At 50.3% G+C, this 22,834-nt stretch carries 21 protein-coding genes and 1 riboswitch; of the genes, 6 read left to right on the forward strand and 15 right to left on the reverse strand.

Annotation, left to right across the window (positions count from 1 at the left end):
* Positions 1 to 17: 17 nt before the first annotated feature.
* Positions 18 to 98, reverse strand: a complete 81-nt coding sequence (locus KNP93_RS15845) for a potassium-transporting ATPase subunit F (RefSeq protein WP_214853474.1) — start codon at positions 96 to 98, stop codon at positions 18 to 20.
* 219 nt (positions 99 to 317) lie between these two features.
* Positions 318 to 470: riboswitch (cyclic di-AMP (ydaO/yuaA leader) on the reverse strand.
* 239 nt (positions 471 to 709) lie between these two features.
* Complete coding sequence (locus KNP93_RS03995; RefSeq protein ID WP_012371418.1) at positions 710 to 904, reverse strand: hypothetical protein; 195 nt, start codon at positions 902 to 904, stop codon at positions 710 to 712.
* Between the two features lie 171 nt (positions 905 to 1,075).
* Between KNP93_RS03995 and KNP93_RS04000 the strand changes: the two genes are divergently transcribed.
* Positions 1,076 to 1,555, forward strand: a complete 480-nt coding sequence (locus KNP93_RS04000) for a glutathione peroxidase (protein ID WP_026827448.1) — start codon at positions 1,076 to 1,078, stop codon at positions 1,553 to 1,555.
* Positions 1,556 to 1,965: 410 nt separating this feature from the next.
* On the opposite strand, the gene KNP93_RS04005 is transcribed toward KNP93_RS04000, so the two are convergent.
* Entirely contained in the window at positions 1,966 to 2,535 is a 570-nt protein-coding gene (locus KNP93_RS04005) for a hypothetical protein (protein WP_214853290.1), read from the reverse strand.
* Positions 2,536 to 2,639: 104 nt separating this feature from the next.
* Positions 2,640 to 3,707, reverse strand: coding sequence for a glycerate kinase family protein (locus KNP93_RS04010; protein ID WP_214853302.1), 1,068 nt, complete (start codon positions 3,705 to 3,707; stop codon positions 2,640 to 2,642).
* A 141-nt stretch (positions 3,708 to 3,848) separates the two neighbouring features.
* Between KNP93_RS04010 and KNP93_RS04015 the strand changes: the two genes are divergently transcribed.
* The 3 genes from KNP93_RS04015 (at position 3,849) to KNP93_RS04025 (ending at position 8,912) form a co-directional block, all read left to right on the forward strand.
* Positions 3,849 to 7,394 (forward strand): CDP-glycerol glycerophosphotransferase family protein, encoded by a 3,546-nt coding sequence (locus KNP93_RS04015; protein WP_131502311.1) that lies wholly within the window; start codon positions 3,849 to 3,851, stop codon positions 7,392 to 7,394.
* Positions 7,395 to 7,593: 199 nt separating this feature from the next.
* Positions 7,594 to 8,283, forward strand: a complete 690-nt coding sequence (locus KNP93_RS04020; RefSeq protein WP_131502312.1) for a zinc ribbon domain-containing protein — start codon at positions 7,594 to 7,596, stop codon at positions 8,281 to 8,283.
* Complete coding sequence (locus KNP93_RS04025) at positions 8,280 to 8,912, forward strand: hypothetical protein (RefSeq protein WP_214853304.1); 633 nt, start codon at positions 8,280 to 8,282, stop codon at positions 8,910 to 8,912. The genes KNP93_RS04020 and KNP93_RS04025 overlap by 4 nt, the downstream gene beginning before the upstream one ends.
* A gap of 68 nt (positions 8,913 to 8,980) precedes the next feature.
* Here KNP93_RS04025 and KNP93_RS04030 read toward each other — a convergent pair whose 3' ends face one another.
* Entirely contained in the window at positions 8,981 to 9,889 is a 909-nt protein-coding gene (locus tag KNP93_RS04030; RefSeq protein ID WP_131502314.1) for a Gfo/Idh/MocA family protein, read from the reverse strand.
* Between the two features lie 159 nt (positions 9,890 to 10,048).
* Here KNP93_RS04030 and KNP93_RS04035 point away from each other — a divergent pair, with 159 nt between their 5' ends.
* A complete protein-coding gene (locus KNP93_RS04035; protein WP_251138605.1) occupies positions 10,049 to 11,302 on the forward strand; it encodes an SH3 domain-containing protein in 1,254 nt (417 codons plus the stop codon).
* Between the two features lie 151 nt (positions 11,303 to 11,453).
* Positions 11,454 to 12,065 carry an AmiS/UreI family transporter gene (locus KNP93_RS04040; RefSeq protein ID WP_131502316.1) on the forward strand — a complete coding sequence of 204 codons (612 nt, stop codon included), beginning with the start codon at positions 11,454 to 11,456 and terminating at the stop codon, positions 12,063 to 12,065.
* Between the two features lie 93 nt (positions 12,066 to 12,158).
* On the opposite strand, the gene KNP93_RS04045 is transcribed toward KNP93_RS04040, so the two are convergent.
* The 10 genes from KNP93_RS04045 to KNP93_RS04090 are packed head-to-tail and all read right to left on the reverse strand — an operon-like array spanning position 12,159 to position 22,828.
* Positions 12,159 to 13,082: an LCP family glycopolymer transferase gene (locus KNP93_RS04045; protein ID WP_131972230.1), complete on the reverse strand. Its 924-nt coding sequence runs from the start codon at positions 13,080 to 13,082 to the stop codon at positions 12,159 to 12,161.
* A gap of 34 nt (positions 13,083 to 13,116) precedes the next feature.
* Positions 13,117 to 13,857, reverse strand: coding sequence for a hypothetical protein (locus KNP93_RS04050; RefSeq protein ID WP_214853476.1), 741 nt, complete (start codon positions 13,855 to 13,857; stop codon positions 13,117 to 13,119).
* A 23-nt stretch (positions 13,858 to 13,880) separates the two neighbouring features.
* A complete protein-coding gene (locus KNP93_RS04055) occupies positions 13,881 to 15,035 on the reverse strand; it encodes an aminotransferase class I/II-fold pyridoxal phosphate-dependent enzyme (protein WP_131972228.1) in 1,155 nt (384 codons plus the stop codon).
* Entirely contained in the window at positions 15,032 to 16,099 is a 1,068-nt protein-coding gene (locus tag KNP93_RS04060; protein WP_214853306.1) for a lipid II:glycine glycyltransferase FemX, read from the reverse strand. The genes KNP93_RS04055 and KNP93_RS04060 overlap by 4 nt, the downstream gene beginning before the upstream one ends.
* Positions 16,080 to 16,700 carry a sugar transferase gene (locus KNP93_RS04065; protein WP_131502321.1) on the reverse strand — a complete coding sequence of 207 codons (621 nt, stop codon included), beginning with the start codon at positions 16,698 to 16,700 and terminating at the stop codon, positions 16,080 to 16,082. The genes KNP93_RS04060 and KNP93_RS04065 overlap by 20 nt, the downstream gene beginning before the upstream one ends.
* Before the next feature lie 16 nt (positions 16,701 to 16,716).
* A complete protein-coding gene (locus KNP93_RS04070; protein ID WP_131972224.1) occupies positions 16,717 to 17,826 on the reverse strand; it encodes a glycosyltransferase family 4 protein in 1,110 nt (369 codons plus the stop codon).
* On the reverse strand, positions 17,814 to 19,157 hold the full coding sequence (locus KNP93_RS04075) for a nucleotide sugar dehydrogenase (RefSeq protein WP_131972222.1): 1,344 nt from the start codon (positions 19,155 to 19,157) through the stop codon (positions 17,814 to 17,816). The genes KNP93_RS04070 and KNP93_RS04075 overlap by 13 nt, the downstream gene beginning before the upstream one ends.
* Positions 19,158 to 19,169: 12 nt before the next feature.
* On the reverse strand, positions 19,170 to 20,519 hold the full coding sequence (locus KNP93_RS04080; protein WP_214853307.1) for a phenylacetate--CoA ligase family protein: 1,350 nt from the start codon (positions 20,517 to 20,519) through the stop codon (positions 19,170 to 19,172).
* The gene (locus KNP93_RS04085; protein WP_114594974.1) at positions 20,509 to 21,546 is read right to left on the reverse strand and encodes an NAD-dependent epimerase; all 1,038 of its coding nucleotides are present in this window, start codon (positions 21,544 to 21,546) and stop codon (positions 20,509 to 20,511) included. The genes KNP93_RS04080 and KNP93_RS04085 overlap by 11 nt, the downstream gene beginning before the upstream one ends.
* On the reverse strand, positions 21,536 to 22,828 hold the full coding sequence (locus KNP93_RS04090; protein ID WP_214853309.1) for a hypothetical protein: 1,293 nt from the start codon (positions 22,826 to 22,828) through the stop codon (positions 21,536 to 21,538). Before KNP93_RS04090 ends, KNP93_RS04085 begins: the two co-directional genes overlap by 11 nt.
* Between the last annotated feature and the right edge of the window lie 6 nt (positions 22,829 to 22,834).

Consider the following 22,834-nt stretch of genomic DNA (forward strand, 5'->3'; position numbering starts at 1 on the left):
TTGTTTCTCCTATGCGATTAGAATTTTTCCGGATACATCAGACAATAGCTCAGATACAAAAAGACAAGACAACCGACTGCCAACAAAAACCATGTCATTTCCGGTCACCTGCCCGCCATTGAATCCGTTCAATCAGACCGATCATCAAAAACGAGCTTCCGAAAAAGAAGACGAATAAAAGAATGCTCCAGATATCCCCCATGTTGAAATTACCTCCATATTATTCAATTTTTTTACAATTAAACACGACAAAAAGACGATGTGAGGCAGTAACGGCCCCAGCATCGCCTTAAAAAATGGCAGCACTGAATAAGAGTCGTTCCCTCCTAAAACGCCTGCGAGGTTAGCTGTCGGATTCGGGCATACCTAGGATTTTGCCCTACTTCTCTTGTCTGAGAAGATTCACCCCGTGTCACGTGTCGTGACGGTTGGGTCCCCCGCTTCAATCATGAACTCGGCGTACTTTGAGATCGAAGCATTAACATGTTAGTGTTCGTTGATGAGATGGATATTACTCCGATTATTTGACGTTGTAAATAGAATTTCTAAAAAAAATATAGTCAGACTTTTTGATGACTTATTTTATAAAAATAGTGTTTTTTAGCCTATGCTATAGAAGAAAAAAAACCGCAGAAACCGATTCCTTCATCTGAATGGAAACATTCCTTCAGCAGGAAATCGGACTGCGGTTTTTTTGAATCAACACCGGTTATGATTGCTCATTCAGTTTGGCCTGGACCGTCAAAGGAGCTAGCATCGTCACCCACAGGGCGACCACTCCAGAAACAAGAATCACAATATCACGTTCGAATCCGAGGGTCAGCAGTGTCACAACACTTGCGACCAAGACGAGACAAAGCGTCGCGATCATGACAAAACGCGATTGTTTCAACATCTTTCTCATGTGGCATCTCTCCTTTCCTTCCAAAGTCTTTTGTATTTTATCAAATATCGGCACGATTCAGGGCGACTGACACCGGATTGTGAAGGGATTGTCATCTTGATAACCGTCATTCAGGCGAAAGCCGGAGGCATTTGCTACACTGGGATTAAGACCATAAGGGGGAATTCAGATATGTTACAGGAGCAGACATTTCAACGGATCGACGGTACGGAAGCGACGTTAAAAGATTATCCGGGACAGGCTTGGCTGATTGTCAACACTGCCAGCAAATGCGGCTTGACGCCACAGTTTGAAGGCCTCGAACAACTCCATCAGGACTACCGGAAACAAGGGCTCGTCGTCCTCGGTTTTCCGTGTAATCAGTTTGCCGGACAGGATCCGGGAACGGATGAAGAAATTCAAAGCTTTTGCCAAATGAACTACGGCGTGACGTTCCCTGTTTTCTCAAAAATCGAAGTCAACGGGGAAGGAACACATCCCTTGTTCGCAGAACTGAAGGCACTTGCCCCGAACACGACAGGTGAGCAGGATGTCGAATGGAACTTCACGAAATTTTTAGTGACGCGCGACGGGGAAGTGACACGGTTTGCACCAAAAACCAATCCGACAGATCTTGTCGCAGCCATCGAACGGATCGTCGTTCCCGTTTAAGATCGCTTCGTAGGAAGCACATCTGTCCATCAGACAAGAGGTTCTCCGAATCAAAAGTCAGTCTAATAAAAGAATCACTCGCCTTCACGCGACTCCTACAGGAAAAAGCGCAAGCTGGCTTGCACTGTCAGAGACAAACAAGACCCGGTTTCCTGCCTGAAGGAGGCAGGGAAACTGGCTTGTGTCTCGCCTGAGGAAAGGGCGTGAAAGAATGAGTGATTCCTTCTCAAGTCAGCCTCTTGCCTATCGTCAGAAAGGCGCCTTATTTTAACCCGACTCCTCAGACTGAAGACAAAGTAGTGGTTTTTCTCTTAATTGAGAAGAACCACTTTTTGTTTGCTTCGAATCGTTTCCTGAGAAGCAGATTTAATATCCGTCCCCCTGTTTTCTTTTTGCTGATACAAAACAATTTACGGTGTTCCCGGCTCTAAGTGCCCTTTGATCATTTCTTCCGCCAATACTTTTACGTCCTCGACATCCCGCATTTCCGTAAACGGATGTCCCCACACATCCAGCCATTCGATTTCTTCAATCGGCTGGGTCCGGAAACGTTTGCCGGTCGCTTCAAACGATCCGGCAGCCGTCGATTCGAAGGCGGCATACTTCAACAGCCATGGTTTATCGAGCAACAGTTTTGTCGTCTGTTTCGGATTTTTGAACATGACATCTCCGACCAGGACAACCGGATCAAACCGTTCGTGGAGCGGATGCGTGTATTGAACGGACACAATCAGCGCATGATTCGAGACTTTTTCATTTTGACGTGTGTAAGACCGGGTCAAAAAATGCGGAACCAGTGACTCCGCGCTGTCTTTCGTCTGATGAATGCTGATGCCGTGTTCCGTTTGGACGACATCCGGTAAAATCGGTTCGTACCCCCGATTGGCGAGTTGTTGATCGAGCTCCTTGAATAACAATAATGTATGTTCGACGAGTGCCCGGACTTGTCGAAATGACAGTTGAATCGACTGATTGATCATGGTGGTGACCTGCCTTCCAATTGATAGAGTAGTATAGTTTCTTTTACCCTAAGCGCCAGCGCTTCATTCCTTTTCCAGTCAACCATTTCCCTAAATTAGAAAAGTCATTTCAGGTTTAAACGCCGGACGATTTGTTCTGCCCGTCGCGCCAACCATTGTTTCGTGATGAATGGATCGAGTGTCTTCCCTTCACCCAGATCATGAATTGCTTCGCAGATCCACGCCTGTTCCAATCGTTCCGTGACTTCTCCTGCCAGGACGATACAAGGAACATCCGCACGATCAGCTAATGCGCTGACTTGTGAAGGAAGCTTTCCCATCGCGGTTTGACGATCGACCCGTCCTTCCCCTGTCCAGACATAAGCGGCTCGTTCGATTCGTCCCTGCGCATGAATCATCCGGAGGACAAACGATGCTCCGGATTCGATTGAAGCGCCGAGCGCATATGCCGCTCCACCAAGTCCTCCGGCAGCCCCTGCCCCTTTGATATGGTCGATGTGAAGTTGGCTTCCAATCTCTTTTAACCGGCCATCGAGTAAATTGATGTCGGATGTGATCAGTCCTTTTTGAGGTCCGAAGACGTAAGCAGCTCCTTGTTCGCCGGCATACGAAGCCGTAACGTCGGCCAATACGTGTAAGGAACCGGACCTTGCCGGCAAACGGATTTGTTTCGTTTCCATCAACGGATTCGTTTGCCATGGAATCGGCGCACCGGTTTGTGTCAGCAAGTCAGCCCCCAGTTCCGCCAAAAAACCAAGTCCGCCATCGGTCGTCGCCGTACCGCCCAAGGCAAGAAAGACATCCGATACACCAGTCGCCAAAATCTGCCGGACGAGACGCCCGACTCCTCGTGTATGAACTGAAAACGCATCATCCTCCGGACGTTTCAAGTGCAACCCACAGATTGTCGCCACCTCAATCACGGCAATCCGGTCTTTTTGAGCATAGGACATTTCAATCGGCCGACCGGCTAAATCGATTGTCGGAGCAACGATTTTCTCAAATCCGTTGGCGGATAACACGTCAATCGTACCTTCTCCACCGTCCGCGACAGGGCTCCAATCAATCGTCGCGTCAGGATCGGCGTGTAAAATCCCCCGTTCGATGGCATGTGCTGCATCCGACGAGCTGATGCAGCCTTTGAAGCTGTCGATACAGATGAAATGATGCATCTTGATTGCCTCCTGTAACTTGTCTTTATTTTGACCATCTAAAAAAAGTAAAATATGATATGATAATTGTCATGCACACGACACGTTCTGTTTGTTTTCGCCGTCGAAAACAGACGATTTTTTATGAGGAGGTTCTACCCCGTGAGTCTTTCCAAGACATTATTACGGATGGCACGATTCGGAAAAACGATTTTGCCAGCACCGAAAAAAAACAGTCCAAAACGATCGAATTTCAAACAATTCCTGCAACTGGATTCCACATTCCAAGAACAGACCCTTTCAGGAAAACTTTCTGATACTACAGTGACGGTCGAAGCCTTACTTGTTCGCGATCGTCTTTTAAACGAAGTAATCGCCTTACCTAACACGCACAGCTCAGGAGGACATCAGTTTTCCTTTTCGTTGACGCATGACATACTTCCTGCCCTCGTCAATCGTGTCCTCGAAAATCAGGAACTGACCGAGCAGGAACAGCCGTTGCTTTTGAAAGAGGCTGAAGACACGTTAGAAAGCTTAGAGACAGATGCTTCTGACGACACGACTGAAGAGGAGACAGAACTCCCTTCCGGACGTTTCTCGCTCTGGCTCAAATTCTCGAAAAGCGTCACTGATTTCCAACCTGCGACGCTCGAGAAATGGGAAACAAACGGCTTACCGAGTCACGCCACGATTATTGATGATCTCTTCACACGTGAAATCATTCTCGGCCGGTTCTTGGAGACCCGGATCGCCGCGCCATTAAAACCACTGCTTGATGCGGACTTCCAACATGTTGCCCACCTGTATACGGATTTAAAAGGGAATCTTCGCCTGTTATTAAATAAGGAACCAAAGGTCAAACCGAAGATGCAGATTGATGCGATTGATTCTCCAGTCGCCGATCAAACGGAAATCAAAGGGAAAATCTTTACCCGGCATGCTTTCATCCGAAAAGGAACGTTACAACTCGTGCACCGCGAGACGGGTGAGCAAATCCCGGTCCCGATTGATTGGGTGTACGATAACGCCCGGAGTGCCGAAAAATTTGGTCTCTACCGGTATACGTACCGGACAGTCATCAATTGGACACGTCTGCACCAGGAGCATCAACTTTTACAAGAAGGCATTTATGATGCTTTCGTTGCTCTGGACTATTACCACCGTTCTGCCCCAACGTTGCTTCGCCTTGGACGGGCACGTTATATCACCCGTCAATTGACCCCCGAAACACGGGGTCAAGGAGATGCGACGACGATGCATATCATCCCGTACTTTACGGTCGGACACCGGAATCTGTCGTTCGAAATGACGGAATTTACGAATGACAACTATGCTTATTTGAATCATATGATGAAGTTTGCTCCGCTCTATCGACTGTTTGCCGAAAAGAATACATGGCTCGTCGGCGAACGTCCTTACAAAGCACAAGACAACGGTTATCATTTCTTTAAATACATGCGCGAGACGTATCCCGATCGTCCTGTCTATTACGTGATTGATCCTGAGTCCAATGAATATTCGCAAGTCGAACAGCTAGGACATGCGTTACCGTTCAAGTCAAAGGAACATATTTATCATTCACTGATGTCGAAAAAAGTCATCGGGACGCATCATGCTGAATATCTTTATCCGCTCCGGTCGGAAGCCTTCAAACGGAAGATGAAAGCTGATCGTGTCTTTATCCAGCACGGTGTCCTTGGGACGAAAAACATGGACGACCAGTACGGCAAATTCGCACCGGCGTTCGATACGGATTTATTCCTTGTCAGTTCAGAACGGGAAAAACGTCTTGTGACTCAGGACATGGGGTATCCGGAACGGGAAGTCCGGATTACCGGTCTGTCCCGCTTCGATGCTTTGCTTGCAAAAGATGTCGAAGTCAAACGACAAATGTTGATCATCCCGACATGGCGTTCTTGGTTACAGACACCGCTTCAATTCTTTGAATCCGAGTATTATCAACAATATCAGACGTTGCTGACAAGTGAACGATTACACCGATTCGCGGACGAACATCAGCTCGAAATCGTCTTTTGCCTGCATCCGAACATGCAACAATATACGAGTCACTTCGAAGACTTGCCGATCACGGTCATCCATCAGGGTGAACGGGACGTACAAGGATTAATGAAGGAAAGTCTGCTCCTTGTGACCGATTATTCGAGTGTCGCGTTCGACTTTAGTTTCTTGAATCGTCCGGTTCACTATTTCCAATTTGACCCGGTCCGGTTCATCGGACCAAAGGGTTCTTATCTGGATCTGGAACAGGAATTACCGGGACCGATCTCATCGACACTCGATGAGTTGTTTAATGATCTCGACGCGACGGCTGCCCGTTCGTTCGCGATGGCGCCGGAATATCAGGCACGTGCTGCAGCCTTCTTGCAACCCGTCGAGTCTTCGTATTCGGAGAAAATTCTTCAAACAATCGTCGATTTTAAGAAGGAACGGAATTGGATCGAACAAATCCAGACGGCGGAAGCCGCCAATATTCTCTTCCGTCTGTATCGCCGGAGCCGGTTCTACTTCCCTTCAATGAAACTGGCCTATCGTTTAATGCAACGGTTGCCGGTCGACCCGAAACTTGTCGTGTTTGAAAGTGGACTCGGTAAACAGTATTCCGACAGCCCGCGTTATATCTATGAAGAATTAAAACGACGTGATCTCGATTATAAAGTCGTCTGGGTCTATCATAAGCGTCTGTATCTCGGGGATCCGAATGCCAAAGTCATCAAACGTCTGTCACCTGCTTACTTCTATTACCTGGCGACGGCGAAGTTCTGGGTCAACAACCAGAACTTCCCGCATTACTTCACACGCCGGAAAGAGACGACCTATATTCAGACGTGGCACGGCACACCGCTCAAGAAGATGTTGTTCGATTTGGACGAGATTCACGGACGGGACGAGGGATACATCGACCGGGTCACGAACTCGATCAAGCAGTGGAGCGTCTTGTTGTCTCCGAGTGCTTATGCCTCGACGATTTTCAAAAGTGCCTTCCGGTATGATGGACCGATTTTTGAATCCGGTTATCCGCGCAATGACTTGTTCTTCTCGAACAATCAGCCGAAGACAATCGAAAGCATCCGGACGAAACTCCAATTGTCGGATGATAAGAAAGTCATTTTATATGCTCCGACTTTCCGCGATCATCAGTCGCTCGGAAACGGAAAGTTCTTCTTTGACTATCCGTTCGATTTCAACCGCGTCGCTGAAGCGCTCGGAGACGAGTACGTCTTCTTGATCCGGACCCATGTCCTTGTGACGAAGAAACCGCGGATTCCTGCCGAACACCGGGAACGTTTCATCGATGTCACGAGTTATCCGGATATTCAGGAACTCTATTTGATCACGGATTTATTGATTACCGACTATTCGTCCGTCTTCTTTGATTTCGCGAATATGAACCGGCCGATGTTCTTTTATGCTTACGATCTTGATTTATACCGCGATACGTTACGCGGTTTCTATCTTGATTACTACAAAGACTTACCGGGACCGATTCTTGAGACCGAAGATGCCTTTATTGAGGCCTTGGCGAATATCCCGCAATTGACGAACGACTACCAGTCGCGACTCGATTCCTTCCGGGAAGCGTATTGTGCGATGGAAGATGGTTCGGCGGCTTCACGTGTCGTCGACAGCTATTTTGCGAAAGACACACTCGAGTTAACCGAGCAATCGGACGGCAGTTATTCCGTCTAAGAACATGAAAGTTTCATATGAGAAAGGATTCTTTCCACACCCGTGGAAAGAATCCTTTTTTCTGTTGAGCCGAACAACTACCGCCTTCAGCCCATTGCTTTTTGATTTGATTTCCAATTAATGTTATTCTAAATTAGAATTTCAAAAATATTATTCGATACAAAAAATATTATGTCATTTTACTTAGGAGGGATGGTTCATGGAACGTTGTTCACTTTGCGGAACACCATTGGAAACAGAAGCGACAGCATGTTCCTACTGCAAACATCCTGTCCTCAAAAAACAACGCTTCGATGAGGAATTACCGGTCACGCCGGTCAAATCCAGCCGTCACATCTTATCTTTCATTATCGTTTTCGCGTTAGCGGTTGGATCGATCGGGACATGGTATGCCTTGACGCAAACCGACTCAGCCCGCACGACGCTGGCGGCGCCCGTTCAAGCCTTACCTTTGTCGGATTGGTCCGATGAGACATCTGCCTACAATCAAACCTATTCGTCGGAAAACCCTCCGGCCTCTTACGATATCTTGAAGTTCGTCCGTCAATATACACAAACGGTTCCGGAAACAGCCAATTATTCAAAAGCGACGGATACACTGGAAACGTTCTCCGCCATCCAGTTCGCGACCTTGGATGCCTTTCAGTCAGAAGTCGGGGCGTTACGGACGATCCATGCCGCTTCCGACAGTCCGATTCCACCGCGCCTCCAGACAGTTGACTTTAAGGGGTTCGTCTCAAAAGGAGATTCCTATCAGGTAAGGACGATTGAAACGTATCAACTTCCTGCCGGTCATCAGCTCGTCACGTACGTTGTCCGTTACAGTGTTCGGTTACATACGGATCACCTGCAGATCACGCACATCGTCCGGACGGAGGTGCCCGCATGAGAATGTTCGCCATACTTCTTTTATGCAGTCTGTTGATGGGGTGTTCCCAGGAGCCGTCACGTATCCAGGACGAACTGGACATGGGACAATATACGAAAGCCGTCGATCAATCGACCCGTCAGGACCCGATGGATGAAGCAGCTCAGTTGATGGTTCGCTTGGAAACGCAATTTGCGAGTTACCATTTTCATGACGCCGTCACTACTGCCCGAAAGATTGAACAGTTGCCGTTAACACAAGATAATTCGGTTCGCTTGCAGGCAAAGTCGATTCAACTCAGTGCCGAAGCGATGATCGAGCGCTTAAAACAAGCAGCGGGTACTTATCAAATCGAGCGCAGTATTCTCGATGACGGGCTGCAAGAACAATCCTTCCCTGCCACAGGTCAAGTGAAAGTATCATTCGGTAAACCACACACGTTGCTGGCAACGATCCAGTATCAACAGTTCGGAACGACTGATGCAACCCGGAGTGATACAGAGACAGTCCGCTTCGAACCGGATTTATCGGCCCGCCTCCCCCAATCCGAAGGGCTCGTCAGTTATGTCTTCAGCCGGGCAGGTCTTACCGTCACCTTCGAAGGTACGGGCGGGAAACGAATCTATCAATTAAAAAAAGCTGATCAGTAAACGAAAAAAACGAACGCCGTCTCTTGATGATTCAAGAGGCAGCGTTCGTTTTTACTTACATAAAAGAATTACAATGCATCCAGTCGACTGACGATTTCCGCACACAGCTCGTGCGTCGCCAGGCTGTCTTTCCCCGTGACAGATGCTGACGGATTTCCGTGGACGGTTTCGATGAACGCATCTACCATCTCAACGAATCCGCGACGGTGAAGCGTCGGCTCCCAGTTATCGAGCGGAAGACGCAACGTACCGGCTTTCGTCAGCCGTTCCACCGACGTCACATCTGTCGCAATCCGTTTTTCATTTGGTCCCATTACTTCGACGCGTTCTTCCGTCACGCCGTTGTTCCGGTTCATGATGCCGATCGCCGTGATACCGTTCGATTCGAATTGAATCGTCACGTGATGCAACAACCCATCGACTTTTTTACCGCGGACTTGCAACTGTTCGATTTCACCTCGTCCCGTCAGGAATCGAAGTGTATCCGCGACATGGACGAAGTCATCAAAAATGAAGGTCTTCGCATCTTCGATGAAGGATGTCCGGTTTTTTTGCATGACGACCAGATTCGGTTCTTCGACTTCGAGTAACGTCCGATGGGCAGATGCGAACCGGCGATTGAAGCCGGTGATGAAATGCAGTCCTTGTTCTTCCGCCTGTTCTGTTAAGGCCCGGACTTCCGCGACTTCGAGCGAGACCGGTTTATCAATGTAGAGATGGACACCTGCCGTCAGCAGCTGTTTCGCTTGTTCCGCGTGGGCTTTCGTTGCTGAGTGAATCATCGCGACTTGAATCCCCTCTTTGATCACGTCTTCGAGTGAAGACAATGTTCCGGCAAACCGGTAAGCGTTCCGTAACCGTTCTGCTTTTTCCTGATCCGTTGAAACAAGATAGACCTCTAAGTCCGTCCGCTCCGCATAGACCGGTAAATATGCCTTTTGAGCGATATCGCCTAAACCAATTATTGCAATCTTCATCTAAATTCCTCCTTGGACACGTCTTTTGCTCTCATACCCTATGTTAGCGGTTTTCATACACTTCGTGTAACTAAAGTATTTTTTTAAAAAAGAAGATAATTTCCTTTTTTTGTTTTATGATAAGAACATATTTTGCAAAAGGAGGGAATGAGTTTTTTTATGAAATCATTATTCAGGATTGGTTTGACGCTTGTCCTACTTATTACGTTATGTCTCCCGGCCGTTCCTGCCCAAGCAGCAAGCTACCAGGTCATCGTCACGTCGACGATTGGAGCGAACATCCGGTCGAAGCCGAGTACAAGCTCATCTGCAACCATTACCCGTCGTGCTCCGTATAAAGCTAAATTCACAGCGGTCTCCTATTCGAACGGTTGGTACAAAATCAAAGATGGAAGTGCCTATCGGTATCTGTCGAATCAAGTCGCTAAAAAGGTGACAACAAGTTCCGTCAAGACATATAAAATCATCGTTTACTCGACGGCCGGCGCAAACGTCCGCACGTCACCAAGTACAGCTTCCTCTAAAAATATCAAGCGGCATGCTACATACAAGTCAAAGTTCAATGCCGTTTCCTATTCGAATGGCTGGTATAAGGTCAAAGGGAAAACGAACTACTATTATGTTTCGAACCAAGTCGCCAGAAAGCTGACGACGAGCTCTCCTGCTCCAGCGAGCGGCAGTTATCCGGTTGCTTCAATGCGTTATTTCAAGCTTGGATCATCCGGTTATGAACTGACGAAAGAAAGCTTTGCCCGCCGTTACCCGGCGAGTACGACAAAATTATTGACGGCCCTTGTCGCTTATGACGCGGCTGCAAAAAAGGGGACACTCGATCAGACATTTACACTGACGTATTCGATGTTGTCTGTTCCTGCCGGCAGCAGCTCCGCTGGTTTCCGATCGGGTGACAAAGTCACGATGCGTCAACTGTTAAACGGGATGCTGATCCGGTCAGGCAACGATGCCGCGAAAGCCATCGCGGTCCGTACGGGCGGTTCGGAGTCGAACTTCGTTTCCATGATGAACAGCCGAGCGAAAGCAATCGGCATGTCGGCCAGTCATTTCATGAATCCACACGGCTTCTATCATCCAAGCCACTATACGACGGCGGCGGATATGCAGAAGCTTGCCAATACCTATGCCAAGTACAGTTATCTGATGACGGTCAGCGGACGTAAGTCGTTCCAGACGACCGTTAAAGGACCGTATGCCCGGACGTTGACGTGGTATCACACGAACACGTCACTTCCAGGTGATACGCGTGTCTATGCAAGCAAGACCGGTTACACTCCGGAATCTGCTTATACACGGGTCTTCTTCATTAAAAAAGGTTCAACACGTTACGGTCTCGTCACGTTAAAAGGGACCCTTCCTCAAACAGAAACGACGTTACGTTCCGTCCTTAATCGTTAAGAACAGACTCTCGGATCCGCTTTCTTCGGAAAGTGGAATCGCGAGTCTTTTTTGTTGATTTTCTCTTAAAAATTTCACTTGCAATGGAAGCGAATTCATCATATGGTGGAGATAACAATCAGACGTCTGACGTCTTAATGGAGGAATTCACGTGGGAAATGTAAGTTTGTTATTCGGAGGCGTCGCCCTCTTTTTAAATAGTCTGTCGCTGTTCGGTAAAGTCGATTTGAAGAGTGCAGGCCTGTTCAGTCTGTTGACCGGATTACTGCAGACGTTCATCGCGACCTGGCTCGTCATCGGGGCAGCCGGAGATCCGGCATTGACGTTCGGCTATGCGAGCATCTATTTATTTGCGTTTACGTACCTCTATGTCGGCATCACCTTTTTATTTGGTCTTGATGGGAGCGGCGTCGGCTGGTTCTCGCTGTTTGTCGCCATCTCCGCGCTGTTTTATGCAGGGGTCAGCTTTAGTACCGGCGATTTCATGGGTGGTGCGACGTGGTTATTTTGGGTCATCCTGTGGGGATTATTTTTCCTCGGGATGGGATTAAACATCAGCATCGATGCTCTGACGGCACGGGTTGCGATTGTCCTCAGCTGGCTGACGCTAATCGTTCCGGCTCTCGTCGGACTGCGGTTCGGGACGAACGGTGCCAGCTACCAGCTCATCTGGAGTGCAGCCGCTATCATGACGGTCTTGTATTTCATCTATGCGGCCGTTAAGTTCCTGCCTGTCCGGACGATTGTCCGTTCGAAAAACTAAAAACAACCATCCATCCTGGTTTCAACGTCGGGCATGAATATGAAAAAGGGCGGCGGATTTTAATCTGCCGCCCTTTTTCGAGGACTATAACCATCATTTCAGTTCCTTTTGCAACTCGGTCCGGACCTGCTTCAGCGAAGCGGCTGTCGGATGCCAGTAATAGATCTGATCCGACTCAATGCCGCCGCTTCCTTCAAGCGACAACGTCTCGACTTGTTTCAAACTGTCCCGGTAATCGGTCGCAAGCTTCCGGACGACCGGGAACGGGATATCCGTTTTGACATTTTTACCGAGTGCCGTCAACACATCGTTAAAACGCGTCAAGGAAAAATCAGCCGTCAGTTTATCTGCGGCGGCCTGAACAACCTGCCGTTGCCGGATTTGCCGTCCAAAGTCCCCCCGCGGATCATCGTGACGCATCCGGGCATACGCAAGAGCTTCCTTTCCGTTCAGTGACACTGGACCTTTCGGGAACTGCATCTCATAATAGGAAAAATTAATATCATTTTCAACGGTCACTCCATCAACGGCATCGACTAAATCGGTGAACCCCTTGAGATTGATTTCGGCGAAGTAGTCGATTCGCAGATCGAGTAGATGCTCGACCGTATCCCGTGCCATTTCCGGACCTCCGAAGGCATAGGCATGATTGATTTTGTCGTTCGAACCGACACCGATGATTTCCGTCTTCAAGTCGCGGGGGATGCTGAGCATCTTGCTTTCGCCGGTCGCCGGATTAACCGTCACGACAATCATCGTATCGCTCCGTCCTGCTTCGTCTCCCCTTTGATCCACACCAAGCAATAAAAACGACAACGCCTTTTGTTGATTTGCCGGTTTGCTCTTCGAGGCTTTTGCCGGTTGAGACGGAGTCGTCGCCTCGACATGTGTCGAATCGGCCACCTCCGCCTGCTTGCTCGTCGGATGATCTGCCTGCTGGATGTACCCACCTGATCCGAAAAAAACGAGTAACCCGATACCAACCACTGTTATGATCAGCCACGTCCATTTTTTCATCATGATATCCCCTTTTCCTTCGGATCAAGTCGATTTACGATTGCTGGTCGGAGACGATCATCACCGCATTGCTCCAACTGCCGAACAAGGCCGTGATGACACCGATGCTCGGCGCCTCCCGTCCCTCACTGAAGCGTTGATAGTGTGCAATCGTCAAACCATCCATTTCAACCGATGCCTCCCGTAAAATGCGTAACACTTCCTCTTCCGTCCAGCGTTTGCGTGGTTGTTCAATCCCGATGATTTCCAGAGCATTACTCCACGATCCGTACCGTCTCGCAATCGTTGCCACCGTCGGCCGGTTTTTTCCGGCTGCCCATTTCGTATACGTCTGGCTCGTCAGGACGGATAACGTCTCTTGTGCTTCGAGTAACGATTCGATGATCCGGCGCTCCATCTCCTGCACCCGTTCTTTTAAAATTTCTGCTTCCGATAATGCCTGCTGCCACGAGTTGAATTGATGGACGATATCGGTCAAGCTCGGCGCCTGATGTTGCTGAGCCCATTCACGATACGTCGCACTCGTGAAGGGTTCCAGTTCTTCCTTCGCGGCTCGTAAGGCCTCGATGATATCCGACTTGGTGAAGGGTACCCGGACATGACCGATACCGGCCCGTTCGAGAGCGATTTGCCATGATCCGAATAAAATCAGGATTTCCGCGACGCTTGGATACTGGGTATTCAGTTGCCAGCGAAAGTAGGTATTTGCCGTCAGTTCATTTTTCCCGTTCGCAGCGAGACGGAGTGCTTCAATCGCTTCCTCCAAATCGCTCATCACGATGTCTCCCTCCCACACATTCATAACTGAACATTTCGTCGAACATCTTCAACGAGTCCCTGGCGAACAAAACGAATGACGAGTGCCTGATCCGTAAAACTCATTTGCGAAGCGGACGGTAAACAGATTCCTTCCTCGAACAGACGGCGACTGACATCCTCCTCATTCGCCGTGATATACGGAACATCCCGGTAGACGGGTTGCAGATGCATCGGTTTCCAGGCCGGACGCGCCTCGATATTTTTTTGCTGCAACTGCCGAATCAACATATCCCGTTGTTCCATGCCGCCCGGTAACGTCAGTGCCGTCAGCCAGCGGTTTGCACGGCTTCCTTCAATCTCCTGTTGATAATGCGAGGTATCGACCGTCTCGAACGCCCGGACGTATCGATTAAAAATCGTCCGCCGTGCCTCGACGCGCTCTTCGATCACTTCCAGCTGTCCGCGTCCGATGCCGGCAGAGACGTTACTCATCCGGTAGTTAAAGCCGACTTCCGTGTGTTCATAATGTAAGACGGGCTGACGGGCTTGAGTCGCGAGATAAAAGGCCCGCTCAATCAATCTGGTGTCATTTGAGACCAGCATGCCGCCACCCGACGTCGTGATGATTTTATTACCGTTAAACGAATAGATGCCGAACGTTCCGAACGTGCCCGTCATCCGGCCGTTGACCGTTGATCCGAGAGATTCTGCCGCGTCCTCGATCAACGGCACATCATACTCCTCACAGATGGCGGCGATCTCCTCGATCTTCGCAACGACCCCGTACAGATGGACGACGATGACGGCTTTCGGCAGGCGTCCCCGGGTCGCGGCTTGAATCATCGCCCGGCGCAGTGCCGCCGGTGACATGTTCCACGTTTCCGGTTCGGAATCGATCAGAACCGGTCTTGCGCCGACATAGCGGATCGGATTCGTCGAGGCGACAAAGGTTAACGACTGGCAAAAGACATCATCCCCTGCCGTGACGTCGAGCGTCGCCAAGGCTAAGTGGATGGCTGCGGTCCCGCTGCTTGTTGCAAGTGTCGCTGCTGCACCGCTGTACGTTTTCATTGCCGCCTCGAATGCTTCGACATTTGGTCCGAGCGGCGCGACCCAGTTCGTTTCCAAAGCTTCCGTAACATAACGTATTTCCTGACCACTGAGATGCGGGATTGATAACGGGATGTGTTTCATAATGACTGCTCCTCCCTTGGTGACAGTTGGCGGACAGGTGTCCGGTATGCCGGAAACCAGTCTTGCGACGACGGGATGTGGTGTGTGAGATGCTGTTCGGATAATTGCCGGTACAGTAAAGGATGGAGCACTGATGTCCCGAGCGTATACGATGTCTGGCGATGGCTGAAGGAACGTTTATAGGCGAGCAGGCTGTCGTTCTCGTTCCGCGTCGTTCCTCCTCCAAGATGAAGGGCCGTTTTTCCGAGTGCCTTGGCACGGCGGATCATTTCAGCGAACAGAAGATGATTCGGACGGGCTGCCAGTTCCGCCGGATCGGATGCACCGAGATGATAATGTGCAAACTGTTGACCGTAGAGAACGATACAACCGGCAATGATCTTTCCTTCTTGCTCAGCGACCAATAATTCGGCCGGCAGTCGCCCATCCTGAAACTGGTGAAAGTAATGGTCGGTGAAGTAATAACGGGCATCGGCCTGGTGTTTGTCCATCGTCAGCCGGTAAAGCCGGATGAAACGGTCATATTCGTCCTGTCCCGCGACCCGGACCGTCACGTCTTCCCGAATGGCTTTTTTGATGTTCCGCCGTGTCATCGAAGAGAACCGACTTTCAATCGTCTCAAACGAATCGGTCAGATCGACCGTCACCGTCTGTTGCAGAACTGTCGTCGTCTCACACCAAACCTGTCCAAGTTCCTGATTTTCAAGGAGCGGATGAAAACGAATCGTTTCGCTGACAATCCGTTCCGCGTGACAATAATCGAGAAAGTGGCGGCGGATATCCTCGACTTGATCGCTCGACCAGCGTCCGACGAAGACCGGTCCGCCGTATCCGTATGGAGTCGTTAAGTCTTGAAACGGTGTGCCGGTTATTTTACGTTTCAAGTACGGATAAATCAGCACACCGGACTCGGAAGGATGAATGTACATCTCGGGTACCGCTTCCGGTTCTTGCGCCAGTTCAAAGTAAGCGTATTCATAATAACAATCAAGTCCATATCGGGCGACAAGGGCATCCCATTCCAAGGGATCGTGAATCAGACGTTCATTGCTTAGCGACATCATGATGGACACCCCCATCGAGTCCCTTGAACTCACCCATCCCCGTCTGGTGGTCGGTCGAATTCCCTTCTGAAGAAATGACAATCTTGACGGTCTTCCAAAGAATATATAAATCGAGTCGGAACGTATGGTTCGCTGCATACCATTGATCCTGTTCCAACCGTTCCTGCCAGGTCGTCGCGTTTCGACCGTGGATTTGCGCCCATCCGGTCAAGCCCGGCAGGACGTCATGCCGTGTCATCTGTTCTTTTGAGTAATGGTTCAAATAGCTGACGAGCAGCGGACGGGGTCCGACGAAACTCATCTGTCCCCGCAGGATGTTAAAGAACTGGGGGATCTCGTCGAGACTCAGGCGCCGGATCCATTCGACCGATTTTGGAATCCGGTCGGCATCCGGTAACAGCTTGCCGTCCGCATCGGTTTCGTTCGACATCGTCCGGAACTTATAAATCTTGAACAGTTCTCCTTTGTACCCCGGACGGACTTGATTAAAGAAAATCGGTCGTCCGAGCTTCGTATAGACGAATACGGCGACGAAGGCATAGACCGGCAACAGGACGAGGATAGCGAGTAGACTGACAGTGAAATCGAATGTCCGTTTCATGATAACGTCCTCCTTCTCATAAGTTCGAAAAGAGATTGAGTTGCCGCTTGATGACATCTGCTTCGTTAAAGTGTTTCATCGCCCGTTCGAATCCGGCCCGTCCCATTTCAGACGCGACGTCCGGCTGTTCGACCAGATTCAGCATCCGCCGGGCCAGTTGTGTTTCATCCTGTACCTCGACCAGATAACCGGTTTTGCCGTCGACTACTTCTTCCCGACAGCCGCGGATGTTTGTCGCAATGACCGGTTTCGCCGTCGCCATCGCTTCGATGATTGAGCGGGGAACACCTTCGCGGTGCGACGGTAACACGAACGCATCGATTTGATGCAACAGTTCCGGTACATCTTCGACGAAACCGAGATAATCGATGTTCGGGATTTCCCGGATCCGTTTCCTGAACGTATGTTTCGTCGTCTGATCGCGTTCGCTTTCCATCATCTCACCGGCAATCATCAACCGGACGTCCGGTTGGACCGCGACAACCTGTTCGAAAGCGTTCAACAGTTCGAGAATTCCTTTTTCTTCGACGATCCGCCCGATGAATAAAAACGTGAACGGTCCGGTCGTTTGGCGGGGGCGTGGATAGAAGCGGGTCAAATCAATCCCGTTCCCGAGATGCATCAGACGGGTCGTATTTTTAAATCGTTTCCGGTTCGCCAGTTCGTAGTCTTCCTGACTTTGGAGCAATAGATAATCCGTCGCGAACCGTGCCAGCCATTTCTCGACGGAATACGTCAGCTGGTACGTGACGCGTCCCATCTTTTCATGAAAATAAAAACCGTGTGCCGTATAGACGATGTGTTTCGTGCCCGCCCGCTTCGCTGCGACCCGGCCAAGGGCGGCCGCGACCGGCGTGTGCACATGCACGGCGTCATATTGTTCGGTCTTTAAAATCTGGACGATCGAACGAATCGTCTTCCAGTTACTCGTCCAGTCGATTTTCCGTTCGATTGGAATGTCGTGCATCGTAAATCCTTGCGCCGCGAGTTTCGATGCTGCCCCGGTGTCGGCACAGGCAATGCCGACTTCGTGTCCGGCATTTTGCAAGGCTAACAGCAACGGTTGTAACATCGTCTCGGCCGTCGTATCGAGGGCGCAGACCTGAAGAATTTTTAAAGTCGCCATAAATGCACCCCTTCCGGTTTTTCCGCCGGTTCCAGCATCCCTTTGATATCGATGACGATTCCGCGACCGACTTTGAGCAGATGTTGCGCCAGCAGCCAGTTGCCTTCGACATATTCTTCGTGCGAGACGGCGAAGATGACGACGTCGGCGGGTTTCAAGTCTGCCATATCAACTAAATCGATTCCGTATTCGCGTTTGGCATCTCCTTTTTCGACAAGGCGGTCCGTCACCTGGACTTCGATACCGAATTCTTCGATTTCCTTGACGAGGTTCGCGACTTTCGAGTTCCGGATATCGCTGACGTTTTCCTTGAACGATAGACCGAGGACCGTCACCCGCGCACCGAGAACCGGCATGTTTTGTTTGATCAGATTTTTTACGAGCGAGGTGGCGATGAAACGTCCCATCGTATCGTTGATCCGGCGTCCGGCCAGGATGACTTCCGGATGGTAACCGAGCGACTCGGCCTTCATCGTCAAGTAGAACGGATCAACCCCGATGCAATGACCACCGACGAGTCCCGGACGGAACGGTAAGAAGTTCCACTTCGTTCCGGCGGCTTCGAGAACCTCAAGCGTATCGATGTTCATCCGGTCGAAGATGATCGCCAGTTCGTTCATTAGCGCGATGTTCAAGTCGCGTTGCGTGTTCTCGATGATTTTTGCCGCCTCGGCGACTTTGATCGAGGACGCCCGGTGGACGCCGGCTTCGACGACCGCTTCGTAGACTTCAGCAACGATATCGAGTGTTTCTTGATTTTGGGCTGAGACGATTTTTTTGATCGTCTTGAATGTATGCTCATGATCACCGGGATTGATCCGCTCCGGCGAGTAACCGACGAAGAAGTCGATCCCGGCCCGCAGACCGGATGCTTCTTCAAGGACCGGAATACAATCTTCCTCCGTCGCTCCCGGATAGACCGTCGACTCGTAGACGACGATATCGCCTTTGTTGAGTTGGCGTCCGACGAGGTGTGAAGCGCGCAGAAGCGGTGTCAAATCCGGTTGATTTTGGGCGTTGATCGGTGTCGGGACGGCGATGATGATGAAATCACTCACACCAAGTGCTGTTGCGTCCGTCACGTATTCGACGTCGGCATTTTTGAGGACGAACGGACTGAGTTCAAGCGTTGCGTCGATGCCCTCTTTCAGTTCGGCGACCCGCTGTTCTTTGATGTCAAAGCCGACGACTTCCGTTTTTTCGCCAAAGGCGACGGCGACGGGAAGACCGACATATCCGAGACCGACGACGGCAATCGAACGGTTGGCGATGGGGAGTGATCGTGTTTCGGCTGCTGTCGTATCTACGATGTGTTTGACTGCCTTGTTCATGATGGATTCCTCCTATTTCATCGACTGTTTGACAATCAGTGTTTTTCCATTCGGTTCCTGCTTCATCTGCCGGACCGGCTCGAGGGTGACCTGCATCGACGATCCGAGGAGTTTCTGCATCTCCCGCAACAGGATTTTTTCATGTTTCGGCACGAACCGCTGCTCGTCGGGAATGTAACGGAGCGTCACATGATTCAGCGCATGTTGTTCCACCTGGAGGCGTAAGACCGAGTTCGGCAGTTCCCGGGCGATCGTCGTGATGTCGCCTTCAAAAACCTTGCCGCGTTTCTCGCTGACGATATAACTCGTTCCCCGCCCGTCAATCGACTCGATGACCGGACCGTTCAGTCCGCAGGTGCAAGCCTCTTGTCCGAGTGTCATCCGGTCGCCGATCCGGTACCGGACGAGCGGTGTCCCGCGGGTCGTAAAACATGTGACGACGACTTCTCCCCTGTCCCCATACGGTTCGATGATGCCGGTTTCGTGATGGAGATGGAGTTTGTGTTCCCGGCATTCCGAGATGATCGGTGCCCCTTCCGATGAACCGTATTGGTCAAAAACCGGCGCTTGAAACGCCTCTTCGATTAACCGGCGCATCTCCGGCGTCACTGTTTCCGATGTTGGGAAAATCGCGATCAGCGGAAAGTCGAGCCGTAACTCATGTTTCAGCAGATATAAGGCAATCTCCAGCATCGCGGTTGGTGTGCCGTCGAGTGCCGCCGGCCGAAACCGGTTCAACTCTTCGATATAAGCCGGAAAATTTTCTTCTTTCATATGAAAGATCGATAATAACAACTGATTGAGTGGCCGGTTCTTCCGCCAAAAGATCGGTTTTTTCTGATCGATCGCGGTTAACGTCCGCCCGGTGAAGCTCGCGCGTCGCATCCCGGAATGAAAGCCGTGCAATTCCTTGAAGTAATCGAGATGCGCCATCCGTTCCTGAACGTCTTCCCGCATGAAGGCGACTTGGAGGGATTTTCCACTCGTCCCGCCGGTCCGGCCGCGAACCGGCGCGTCCACTTCCGACATGAAGGATTCGTTTTGTTGCCGTAACGTTTCTTTTTCAAGAATCGGAATCGTCTGTAACTGGTCGATTGACGTGAACGGAAGACGGATATCGTGCTCCCGAAACAGTTTCCGGTAATAAGGCGTATGTTCCCGGATGAACAGGAGAAACGTATTCAGCCGTTCCAGCTGTTCGATCCGGTAATCGACTGTCCGGTCTTTGACTCGGAGTTCTTGAATTTTTTTCTCATATCCCGGACCGTAACGTTCCTGCATCAGCTTTTTTCCGTACATGGATGTCAAAATATTCTGAATAAATATTGGAGAGTTATAGTAAATCTCTTCTTTAAGCGCCATCCTGGACTTCCTCCTTCAGCCGGTAATGCTGTTCGTACCAGTCGATGAATGCATGGACACCTGCTTCAATCGTCGTTTGCGGCCGGTAACCTATCGTCTCGAATAACGATTCAACATCAGCAAAACTTTCGGGAACATCTCCTGCCTGGAGCGGCATTTCGTGTTTGATGGCTTTTTTACCAAGCCGCTCTTCAATCAAGGCGACGAATTCGTTCAGCCGGATCGGGCTGTGACTGCCGATATTAAAGACACGGTACGGAACATTGCTGCGGTCAGGCAACGGATTTTCCTGATCAAACGCCGGATCGGCAACCGGTTCCGTCTGCATCAACCGGTAGATGCTTTCGATGATGTCATCGACGTAGGTGAAATCCCGTCCCATCTCCCCGTAGTTGTAAAGATCAATCGGCTGTCCTTTCGCAATCGCTTCCGTGAACTTGAACAAGGCCATATCCGGCCGTCCCCATGGTCCGTAGACGCTGAAGAAGCGAAGTCCGGTCGTCTTGATTCCGTAAAGACTGCTGTAGGTGTGTGCCATCAGCTCATTCGCTTTTTTCGAAGCGGCATAGAGGCTGAGCGGATGATCGACGGCATCCGTCGTTGCGAACGGCATCTTCGTATTCGATCCGTAGACGGAACTCGAAGAGGCATAGATCAATTGTTCAACCGGATAGTGCCGGCAGGCTTCGAGGATGGACAGGAACCCGACGATGTTCGATGTGATGTAGACGTCAGGACGATCGATGCTGTACCGGACGCCGGCTTGAGCCGCTAAATGGAGCACCAGGTCAATCTGTTCCGTCTCGAAAATCCGACTGATTGTCGCCGCATCTTCGAGTGACACCCGGTAAAACGTATACCGATTCGGATCCAGTTCCATCAGGCGGGCTTCTTTCAGTGACGGATCATAATAATCATTGACTTCATCCAGTCCGATCACCCGGTACCCTTCCGCCATAAAGCGACGTGCCGCATGAAATCCAATGAATCCTGCAATCCCGGTAATTAAAATCGTCTTATTCTGCACGTTTCTCAACCTCCTCGAAGTGGTGGAGCACTTGATAGCGGATGTAATGAATCGATGTATAAGCAATCAGCAGCATCGGAAACAGTTTATACCGGTGACGGATCGCTGTTCCGACGTTCCCTGTCCCGAGACCGAAAATGACGGCGTTAACCATGAACAGAATCAGCATGAACAGAAGCACACTGCCGAGCGGGTGTTGTTTCAAATATTTCAGATGCATCAGTGTCAGACCGCATAACAGGAGATAAAAAGCCGCATCGGCGAAGAAAATCGCGATGTTCATCACACTCGACCATTGCCATGGAAACGGCGAGAACAGGAAGTAAATCATCCGCAGCGGTGCGTACAGGACCATGTCCGACGGTCCGGTCACCATCAATCCGTTCAGATAGGCTGATCCGCCGCGGTCATAACTCATCCCACTGAACAGCTGTCCGTTTTCAGAGACGTGAGTGAATTTCGCGAACAGCACGTCCTGGAAGCTGTAGACGATGAACCCGACGATGACGACTTGGACCAGCAACCGCTGTACTTTCGAAGCTTCAAAATCCATCCGTTGCGTCTCGTGATTATAAAAGGAGAAGTAGAGGAGGAGGACCAGAATCCCGATTGCGAGACCCGAATGAAACATCGTACTGATCAAATAACCGAGATAGGCGAAAGTCAGACTCGTCACCGATTTATCAAGCGTCCAGCGCACCATGTAGTAGAGCGTATAGACGATTCCGAGTGCGACGAGCTGGTCGCGTAAGAGAATCGGTGATAACAACAGGCCCTGGGCAAAGAAGGCAAACACACCGGTTGCGATCAGGACGTAATGCATCGGCAGTTTCAAAAGCAGCAACGTTTTCGACAAGATGACGATCGAGACGACGCCGAGAATGACATTGAAGTACTGGGCGAGCATCCGTTCCGGACCAAACGCAAGATAAAAGATTCCTAAAAATTTGGAGTAACTTCCCCGGACGACTTCGTTGAACATCGTCGGGTCGGTATAAATCAGCAATCCTTCGAGATGAAACGCTTCCGTATCGTCACCACTGTGCGGCGGGAGCCGAAACAGCTCCAAATCAACCAGCATCAATGTCAGCCGGATCAGGAACGCTGTCACGAAAATCAGGAACAACGGTGTCGTCTCGGCTTGCCGGAGAAGATAAAACATCAGCAAGACCGAGTTGATGGCAAGAACGGTTGCGACGTAACCTTCAGAAGTCAAAAAGAGCGGTCGGACCAATTGGCTGAGCAAGGCTTCCAGAACGACGACAATCAGAATCGGCCGCATGCTTTT

Source organism: Exiguobacterium sp. s166 (assembly GCF_018618855.1).
In the GTDB taxonomy this organism is placed as follows: Bacteria; Bacillota; Bacilli; order Exiguobacteriales; family Exiguobacteriaceae; genus Exiguobacterium_A.

Bases quoted from the DNA above. Each gene is read 5' to 3' on its own strand.
- KNP93_RS04030 (WP_131502314.1), bottom strand. From the start codon at position 9,889: ATGAAGATTGCAATAATTGGTTTAGGCGATATCGCTCAAAAGGCATAT.
- KNP93_RS04035 (WP_251138605.1), top strand. From the start codon at position 10,049: ATGAAATCATTATTCAGGATTGGTTTGACGCTTGTCCTACTTATTACG.
- KNP93_RS04050 (WP_214853476.1), bottom strand. From the start codon at position 13,857: ATGAGCGATTTGGAGGAAGCGATTGAAGCACTCCGTCTCGCTGCGAAC.
- KNP93_RS04005 (WP_214853290.1), bottom strand. From the start codon at position 2,535: ATGATCAATCAGTCGATTCAACTGTCATTTCGACAAGTCCGGGCACTC.
- KNP93_RS04080 (WP_214853307.1), bottom strand. From the start codon at position 20,519: ATGGCGCTTAAAGAAGAGATTTACTATAACTCTCCAATATTTATTCAG.
- KNP93_RS03995 (WP_012371418.1), bottom strand. From the start codon at position 904: ATGAGAAAGATGTTGAAACAATCGCGTTTTGTCATGATCGCGACGCTT.
- KNP93_RS04075 (WP_131972222.1), bottom strand. From the start codon at position 19,157: ATGAACAAGGCAGTCAAACACATCGTAGATACGACAGCAGCCGAAACA.
- KNP93_RS04000 (WP_026827448.1), top strand. From the start codon at position 1,076: ATGTTACAGGAGCAGACATTTCAACGGATCGACGGTACGGAAGCGACG.
- KNP93_RS04055 (WP_131972228.1), bottom strand. From the start codon at position 15,035: ATGAAACACATCCCGTTATCAATCCCGCATCTCAGTGGTCAGGAAATA.
- KNP93_RS04070 (WP_131972224.1), bottom strand. From the start codon at position 17,826: ATGGCGACTTTAAAAATTCTTCAGGTCTGCGCCCTCGATACGACGGCC.
- KNP93_RS04060 (WP_214853306.1), bottom strand. From the start codon at position 16,099: ATGATGTCGCTAAGCAATGAACGTCTGATTCACGATCCCTTGGAATGG.
- KNP93_RS04045 (WP_131972230.1), bottom strand. From the start codon at position 13,082: ATGAAAAAATGGACGTGGCTGATCATAACAGTGGTTGGTATCGGGTTA.
- KNP93_RS04065 (WP_131502321.1), bottom strand. From the start codon at position 16,700: ATGAAACGGACATTCGATTTCACTGTCAGTCTACTCGCTATCCTCGTC.
- KNP93_RS04010 (WP_214853302.1), bottom strand. From the start codon at position 3,707: ATGCATCATTTCATCTGTATCGACAGCTTCAAAGGCTGCATCAGCTCG.
- KNP93_RS04025 (WP_214853304.1), top strand. From the start codon at position 8,280: ATGAGAATGTTCGCCATACTTCTTTTATGCAGTCTGTTGATGGGGTGT.
- KNP93_RS04090 (WP_214853309.1), bottom strand. From the start codon at position 22,828: ATGCGGCCGATTCTGATTGTCGTCGTTCTGGAAGCCTTGCTCAGCCAA.
- KNP93_RS15845 (WP_214853474.1), bottom strand. From the start codon at position 98: ATGACATGGTTTTTGTTGGCAGTCGGTTGTCTTGTCTTTTTGTATCTG.
- KNP93_RS04020 (WP_131502312.1), top strand. From the start codon at position 7,594: ATGGAACGTTGTTCACTTTGCGGAACACCATTGGAAACAGAAGCGACA.